Here is a 7,923-nt window from a genome sequence, read left to right as displayed (position 1 = left end):
TAATTCAAGAAAACAAAGAAATTTACGAAAAACTTATTGCCAGTAAAGACGAGCAAATTGCGTTGCTAAAATCGTTGTTAGATCGGAAATAGATGAGCTCTCCTTTCTGTTTTTGGCAATAAGATTTTTTGGGGTGGTATAAATTTCAAAAAGAAAAATTATTTATTTTTTTTATAATTTCGAAAGTATAGAAGCCCTAATATTAAAAACATCAAAGTGAAGGTAGGTAAAAAATATGGTATTTTGATATGAAAAATAACCCGTAATGTCCCCAGTACTACAATTAGTATATAAATAATCACTTCTAATGTTTTCATTTTTCTTTTTAAAAAGTTTATAATTTTAACAGTTTAACAATTTTAGTCTGAAAATTACTTTTGGTTTACTACAAATAAATGAAATTACCACTGTAATCTTCAGACTAATTTGGTGTTTATTTTAAGTATGAACCTACACCACCTACTTGAGCTCCTGCCATAGCTGCTGCATTACCCGCTCCAGCACTTCCGTTGCACTTAGAGCAAGATGATTCGTGACATGCTACCACTAGACCCGACGCTATGGCCAATCCTTGCAAGACTCTCACTAAAACACCTCCCCAACCTCCGTCAATTTCTGCAACTTCTTGAGCATTAAGCTCTACTAAGTTTAAATTCTCTAAATTCATTTTTAAAAGTATTGTGCTTGTAGTTTGTCGATACAAGCAAGTTAGTAAATAATTTTATTTATCAAAACGTTTTTCTCGAGATATTTTGATGTTGTAAAATTGCGTTTTACAATGTTATTTACCAACCCTAAAAATGGGTATTTTGTGCATTTCTATTTAATTAAATATCAAATACTTATATAGCGATATTCGTTTTTTATACAAAAATGTATACTTTTGTAAAAAAAATAACAAAAATGAATAACGCCATTGTAGATAAAATTAAACGCCTAAGACTTCAAAAAGGATTAAATTATGCTGATATGGCCGATAAGTTAAATATAACAACGTCAGCCTACCAAAGATTAGAAATCGGAGAAACCTATTCATGGGCAAAGTATTTAGAAGAAATTTTACATATATTTGAAATGAATCCAAAAGCGTTTTTTGCTGATATTTCATCTAAACAATATAATAAAACCGATCCTACTGGAACTGGTGGTTATATCGTAGAAGCTTTAATTCAAGAAAACAAAGAAATTTACGAAAAACTTATCGCCGCTAAAGACGAGCAAATTGCGTTGCTGAAGTCATTGTTGGGGAAATAAACTTAAGAACTTTTTAAAACTTCTGTAGTTTACAGTTTTTATAAATTTCCATACCTTTGAACTAAACTTAATTTTTATGAGTGCGATTGTTAAAAATTTTGCTGATTTAGACTTAACTAAACAATACGCTTATTCCGATTATTTGCTGTGGCAGTTTTCTGAACGTGTTGAATTGATAAAAGGATTTGTAAAAAAAATGAGTCCAGCTCCTAGTAGAAATCACCAATCCATTTCTCAAAATCTAAATTTTTATTATATTTGGTTATTTTCGCAATCATAGCTGTTCTGTTTATGTCGCTCCTTTTTACGTTCGTTTACCAATTCCATCTGCTGTAAAAAGCACAACCGTTGCACAGCCAGATTTGTGCTTTATTTGCGATGAATACAAATTAGACGACAGGGGTTGCAATGGTGCTGCAGATTTAATTGTAGAAATTTTATCGCCAAATAACAGCAAACACGATGTGGATACAAAATTCAAATTGTGGGAAAAAAAGCGGTATAAAAGAATATTGTATTGTAGAGCCCAGTGAGCGGTTGGTTTTGGTTTATTCATTGCAAAACGAAAAGGATATAGGTTTAAAACCTTATTCTGAGGAAGAAATAATCTTGAGTCCGCTTTTTCCAGATATGAAAATTGAGTTAGAAAGTGTTTTTAGTAATGTGAAATAAAATACTATTTGATAGTATCTAAAAAAGAAGTTTGAAATTAAAAAGATGGTGTACAATTTTAATGAACTTTTGACTTCAAAAAATCAATCACACTTTGAATTTTATGCTGGAGCATTTTAGCAATTGAAATTTCTTCCAAACTGTTTTTTTAAATCTTTCTATTTTACTATTAACGTCAGATTAGTTTTATTTATCGTGTAGTTAAGAAGAATCTTCAGAACTATCATTTGCTACAAATACGTCACCTTCTTCGCTTTCAAAATAAAATACAACCCTACAATTATAAACGGAATACTCAACCATTGACCTGTAGAAAGCAAGCCCAAAGCCGATTCAAAACCTCCCTGGCTCTCTTTGACAAATTCTACAATAAACCGAACGGTAAAGAGTAAAACCAAAAACATTCCGAATAACAATCCTTGTTTTTCTTTCATGTCCGTTTTCCAGTAGCCGTAAAAAAGAACCAAAAAAACAAAAATGTATCCAAATGCTTCATACAATTGAGAAGGATGCCGGAATGGGATAGCCGCCAAAACATCACTAAATTGTGCATTATCTTCCAATGCGTGATATGCCGCATTTTGATTTGGTATTTGGGTGATTTGCTCAACATCTCTGCCTAACCAAAATTCTTCTTCTCGAACAAATTTCACTGCGTAAAAGTGATCCCCAGAAGTAGTATGACCATAAATTTCAGAGTTGAAAAAGTTACCCAAACGCACAAAAATCGCTCCACTTGCCACCGGAATTACGATACGGTCCAAAACCCAAAGCAAAGGTCGCTTCATTACTTTTTTGCTGAAATAAAACATAAAAATGATGATGGCAATTGCTGCACCGTGACTGGCTAATCCGCTAAATCCTGTGAATTGAAAGGTAGGTTGCGTTTTGAACGGTAGAAAAACCGAAATGGGATCCTGGGTGAACAACTCTGGTTGGTAGAAAATTACGTGTCCCAATCGAGCACCTAACAAAGTAGCCAAAACCGTCCAAATAAATAAAGAATCTAATTTTTCGATGGGTTCATTTTCGTTTTCAAAAATGTGTTTCATAATGTACCAACCCAGTCCAAAAGCCACGACAAACATCAAACTGTAGTAACGAACCATAAAAAATCCCAAATCCAATCCTTCCGATGGATTCCAAACTATTCCCAATAAATGCATTGTATTTTGTTTTAGTTGTACAAAAATAGGATTTTGAATTTAAAACCGCTTTAAAATTGTATTAATGTTTGTGGTTGCACGATTTGGGAGGTACAGGATCGTAACCGCGTTTTCCCCAGGGATGGCAACTCAAAATTCGCTTTGCACCAAGAAATCCGCCTTTAAAAAGGCCATGAATTTGCAAAGCTTCAAGTGTGTATTGCGAACAAGTTGGCGTAAACCGGCAAGCCGAAGGCAAAAACGGAGAAATTCCCGCTTGATAAAATCGGATGACTATTATAAAAGGGAAAATGACAATTTTCTTGAACATATTTTTCTTACTGCTACTGCAAACTTCCAACAGCGATTGAAAACTGTGACTGAACATTGCGACTGAAAACTGTGACTGATTACTGAATACTAAAACTAGTTCCTTCCTTACCGTCTTTCAACTGAATTCCCAATTCGATTAATTGGTTGCGAATCTGATCCGAAAGTGCAAAATCTTTATTGGCGCGTGCCATTTTTCGCATTTCTATCAGTATGTTGACCAAACCTTCTACTTTATCGGTATTTGCAGCGGTATCTTTCACATTTTGCAAACCCAAAACATCAAATATAAAAGTTTCAAAAGTCTGCGAAAAAATCTTTAAATCTTCTGAGTTTAACGCAGCCGTTCCTTCTTTTAAAATATTGATACATCTAACGCCTTCAAATAAATGTGCAATTAGAATTGGAGTGTTAAAGTCGTCATTCATCGCTTCATAACAGTCCTTTTTCCACCTTGAAATATCTAGAGTCGACTCGTTTTGAGGAGTAATTTCTTTCAAATTTTTCACCGCTTCCATCAATCGATTAAAGCCTTTTTCGCTGGCCATCATCGCATCGTTCGAAATGTCCAAAACACTTCGGTAATGGGCTTGTAAAAAACAAAAACGTACGATATTGGGATGAAAAGGTTTTTCGAAAAATGTATTGTCGCCCGAAACCAATTCCATCGGCAAGATGTAATTTCCAGTCGATTTACTCATGCGCAAACCGTTCATTGTAAGCATATTGGTGTGCATCCAGTAGTTTACCGGCGTTACACCGTTGCAGGCTTTTCCTTGAGCAATTTCACACTCGTGATGCGGAAATTTCAAGTCCATACCACCACCGTGAATGTCAAAAGTTTCGCCCAAATATTTGGTGCTCATTGCGGTACATTCCAAATGCCAACCCGGGAAACCGTCTCCCCAAGGCGAATTCCAACGCATGATATGGGCAGGTGATGCATTTTTCCAAAGCGCAAAATCCTGTGGATTTTTTTTCTCACTTTGCCCGTCCAAATCTCTGGTATTGGCAATTAATTCGTCAATATTCCGATTGCTCAGTTCGCCATAATTCAAACCCTTGGCATTATAAGCTGCAACATCAAAGTATACAGATCCACTGCTTTCGTAAGCAAAACCTAGTGAAATCAATTTTTCAGTAAGCTCAATTTGTTCAATGATATGTCCGGTTGCTGTAGGTTCAATAGTAGGAGGAAGAAAATTAAAATGGTCCAAAACTTTTCGAAAATCAACCGAATATTTCTGGACAATTTCCATCGGTTCCAGTTTTTCTAACCGAGATTGTTTCACAAAACGGTCGTTTTCCACATTTCCATCATCAGTCAAATGTCCCGCATCCGTAATGTTTCTCACGTAGCGTACTTTAAAATCCAAATGCAAAAGGTAGCGGTAAATTACATCAAAAGACATAAAAGTCCGCACATTTCCCAAATGCACATTGCTGTAAACAGTTGGTCCACAAACGTACATCCCAATAGTTCCTTCGTGAATAGGAGTAAAAACCTCTTTTTCACCCGAAAGAGAATTATAAATTTTAAGCGACTGATTTTTATATAAGGACATCTTGATATTTTTTTAGGAGCTTTATCCCGCTATCCACTTTATCTTTTCCTCGCAAAATCCCGTCCCGAAACTTCGGGATCGGGAGCGAGAAAAAGGATGCCGTTTCTATCGGGGCTAGGGGTTCCGTCTTCAACTTAAAATTTAGTGTCCATTTGAATGTAATCTAAAAATTCTCTTCGAACGTGTTGCTCTTTGAATTTTCCGCCAAATTCAGATGTCACCGTACTGCTTTCAATATCGCGAATGCCTCTTGAGTTTACACAAAGGTGTTTGGCATCAATTACGCATGCTACATCTTGGGTATTCAAAGCAATTTGTAATTCTTGTACAATCTGCATCGTCAATCGTTCTTGTACTTGTGGACGTTTGGCATAATAATCCACAATTCGGTTCATTTTGGAAAGTCCAATAACTCTTCCACTTGAAATGTAGGCAATGTGTGCTCTACCTATAATAGGAAGCATGTGGTGTTCACAAGTAGAATAAACAGTAATGTTTTTTTCTACCAACATTTCGCCGTATTTGTAATTATTTTCAAAAGTAGATGATTTTGGTTTTTTGGAAGGGTCTAAACCGCTAAAAAGTTCTTGAACAAACATTTTCGCTACGCGATTAGGCGTTCCTTGAATACTATCATCCGTTAAATCCATTCCTATTGTTTGTAAAATGCGTTCCACGTCGTCTTTTATCAAAGCAATTTTTTGGTCGTCCGTTAATTCAAAAGCATCTTTTCTAACGGGATTTTCAGCACTTGTTGCAATATGATTGTTTCCAATCTCGTCTTGCAAATCCTTATTATTTATCATTAATTGTTTTTGTTTAAAATCTTCAAAAAAATAGTGTCGCAAAGATAAATAATAATATCATAGGAATTTCCTTAGGTGTTAAATTTTAAATTATTAAAATACGATACTAATTATTTGTTATTTTTTTGTAAATTTCGACGCCTAAATTTATGTTTGATATGAAAAATAATTACTTTTTAGTATTCTTCGCCTTGTTAATAAGTCTATGGTCTCATGGACAGGAAGCGCCAATTGCTGAGGTTGAAATTTTAACACCTATTTCAGTTTGTAATCCTGGAGACTGTACTACATTAACGGCTGATTATTTCCTAATAAAACCTACTAATAGTTACACAGTGCAGCCTATAAATTATCAAAATTTATTCGCTTACACTGGTGGTCAAGTAATTGACGCAAATGGTGATGATTCGTGGTCGAGTGTGTTTAATTTACCCTTTAAATTTTGCTTTTACGGACAGACTTATGATAAAGTTGTTGTAGGTACTAATGGAGTTATTAGCTTTAATAGCGCATTAGCGGGCCAAGGATGTCCATGGTCTTATAATACCACCATTCCAAACGCTGGCTTTCCGATAAATAATGCCATTTTCGGTGTATATCAAGATACTGATTTAGGAGGTCCAATTCAGAATGCAACCATTCAAAATGTGAATTTTTATGCGGGTGGTGTGGCACCAAACAGATATTTTGTAGCCAACTTTAATCGTTTGCCACAGTTTATTTGTGGTGGTAATTTAGGTTCTAGTTATGAAACAGATACTGGATTGAGCACAACACAAATTGTTATTTATGAAACGACCAATATTATAGATGTTTATGTATATAAAAGATTACTTTGTAGTACTTGGAACGGCGGTCGTGGACTTATAGGTGTAATAAATACAACGGGAGCTAATGCAGTAACCCCTCCTAATAGAAATACAGGATCTTGGTCTGTTCAAGGAACTCCAGCAAGTCCTTCGGAGGCGTGGCGTTTTATTCCTGCAGGTGCTGATCCCATTCCACCTTTGGTTGTCGTAAATTGGTACGATGCAGCAGATAATTTGATTGGCACTGGAGACTCTATTGAGGTCTGCCCCACAGAAGATACAACCTATACCGCGATTGCTACGTATTTTCGTTGTGGTCAGACAGATAATGTAGTTGTTGAAGACGAATTTGAAGTGATCATCGCACCTCCATTACCTGTTAATGATCCTTTAGATAAAAACGTTTGTACCACGAGTCCCATAAATATCAATCAAACCGATTATATATTAGCTCCCGTCGACCCATTTGAGTATGAAGTTTTTTATTTTCTGGATGAAGCTGCCGCACTTGCCGGTGCGACGTCACAAGCTTTGACCCCCGCTCAAGTAGCCAGTTTTATGACCCCAACATGCGATCCAGTAACGGTGTATGTGTATATCGAAAATACATTTGGCGACGCGTGTTTTAATGTACGACCTTTTCAAGTTACAATGTGTAATCCATCTGGGACTTTTTCGTATCCGCCAGATACGGACGATACACCTTTAACCTATTGTTTCAATTCCAATAGTGCATTGGCACCAATATTAACTAATTTAACTCCAAATGGAACTTTTACGGTTATTCCAGCAGTTCCTGGAGGTGTTTTAACCATCAATCCCGATACAGGAGTTATAGACTTAACGGGTGCTACACCTGGAACTTATGAAATCAAATACACTATTGAGGCAGGTCCAGCTCCTGATGGTTGTGCTGAATTCACCACATCTACTACTATTGTGGTCGAGTCGTGCATTATAGCGAATGTTAGTAATTCGGGTCCATTTTGTTTAGGCACAGCTACTTTTAATTTGTTTGCAGCCTACACTGAAGTAGTAGGCACTACCACCACTTATCAATGGACAGACAATGATGGAGTTGTAATTTCTAACCTACAAAACCCAATTGATGTACCAGTTCCTGGGACAGCTGGAACTTACACATACTCGTTGGTCATTACTCAAAACGGTACTCCATCACAAGCATTTACAACTCCATTAATTGTACACCCTTTACCAACCGCAAGTTTTGTTTCGACGTCTACTACCATTTGTACCAATGCGACATTTACTTTAGTATTCACAGGCACTCCAGGAGCGACCGTAACTTTTACAGATGGCACCAATGATTACCAAGTAATTA

Annotated in this window: 8 protein-coding genes and 1 pseudogene; 4 read left to right on the top strand and 5 right to left on the bottom strand. The window is 36.1% G+C overall.

Annotated features, from left to right (window positions below; translation table 11 throughout):
• Positions 1–433: 433 nt before the first annotated feature.
• Positions 434–667 (bottom strand): hypothetical protein, encoded by a 234-nt coding sequence (locus ACIQ2X_RS11615; RefSeq protein ID WP_396179081.1) that lies wholly within the window; start codon positions 665–667, stop codon positions 434–436.
• 236 nt (positions 668–903) lie between these two features.
• Here ACIQ2X_RS11615 and ACIQ2X_RS11610 point away from each other — a divergent pair, with 236 nt between their 5' ends.
• The 3 genes from ACIQ2X_RS11610 (at position 904) to ACIQ2X_RS11600 (ending at position 1,787) form a co-directional block, all read left to right on the top strand.
• Positions 904–1,254 (top strand): helix-turn-helix domain-containing protein, encoded by a 351-nt coding sequence (locus ACIQ2X_RS11610; RefSeq protein ID WP_396179080.1) that lies wholly within the window; start codon positions 904–906, stop codon positions 1,252–1,254.
• Positions 1,255–1,330: 76 nt separating this feature from the next.
• The gene (locus ACIQ2X_RS11605; RefSeq protein WP_396179079.1) at positions 1,331–1,534 is read left to right on the top strand and encodes a hypothetical protein; all 204 of its coding nucleotides are present in this window, start codon (positions 1,331–1,333) and stop codon (positions 1,532–1,534) included.
• Entirely contained in the window at positions 1,500–1,787 is a 288-nt protein-coding gene (locus ACIQ2X_RS11600) for a Uma2 family endonuclease (RefSeq protein ID WP_396179082.1), read from the top strand. The genes ACIQ2X_RS11605 and ACIQ2X_RS11600 overlap by 35 nt, the downstream gene beginning before the upstream one ends.
• Before the next feature lie 369 nt (positions 1,788–2,156).
• On the opposite strand, the gene lgt is transcribed toward ACIQ2X_RS11600, so the two are convergent.
• From lgt to folE, 4 genes are all read right to left on the bottom strand, one after another.
• Entirely contained in the window at positions 2,157–3,092 is a 936-nt protein-coding gene (gene lgt / locus ACIQ2X_RS11595; RefSeq protein WP_396179078.1) for a prolipoprotein diacylglyceryl transferase, read from the bottom strand.
• Between the two features lie 61 nt (positions 3,093–3,153).
• A complete protein-coding gene (gene yidD / locus ACIQ2X_RS11590; RefSeq protein WP_396179077.1) occupies positions 3,154–3,402 on the bottom strand; it encodes a membrane protein insertion efficiency factor YidD in 249 nt (82 codons plus the stop codon).
• A gap of 79 nt (positions 3,403–3,481) precedes the next feature.
• Positions 3,482–4,966, bottom strand: coding sequence for a cysteine--tRNA ligase (gene cysS / locus ACIQ2X_RS11585; RefSeq protein ID WP_396179076.1), 1,485 nt, complete (start codon positions 4,964–4,966; stop codon positions 3,482–3,484).
• 134 nt (positions 4,967–5,100) lie between these two features.
• The gene (gene folE / locus ACIQ2X_RS11580; RefSeq protein WP_396179075.1) at positions 5,101–5,772 is read right to left on the bottom strand and encodes a GTP cyclohydrolase I FolE; all 672 of its coding nucleotides are present in this window, start codon (positions 5,770–5,772) and stop codon (positions 5,101–5,103) included.
• Positions 5,773–5,930: 158 nt separating this feature from the next.
• Here folE and ACIQ2X_RS11575 point away from each other — a divergent pair.
• Positions 5,931–7,923, top strand: a pseudogene (locus tag ACIQ2X_RS11575) (hypothetical protein); the annotation flags it as partial.

The organism is Flavobacterium sp., assembly GCF_044368625.1.
Lineage (GTDB): Bacteria > Bacteroidota > Bacteroidia > Flavobacteriales > Flavobacteriaceae > Flavobacterium.
Note: the sequence above shows the minus strand (reverse complement) of the source record. Positions and strands in the feature narration are given on the sequence as shown.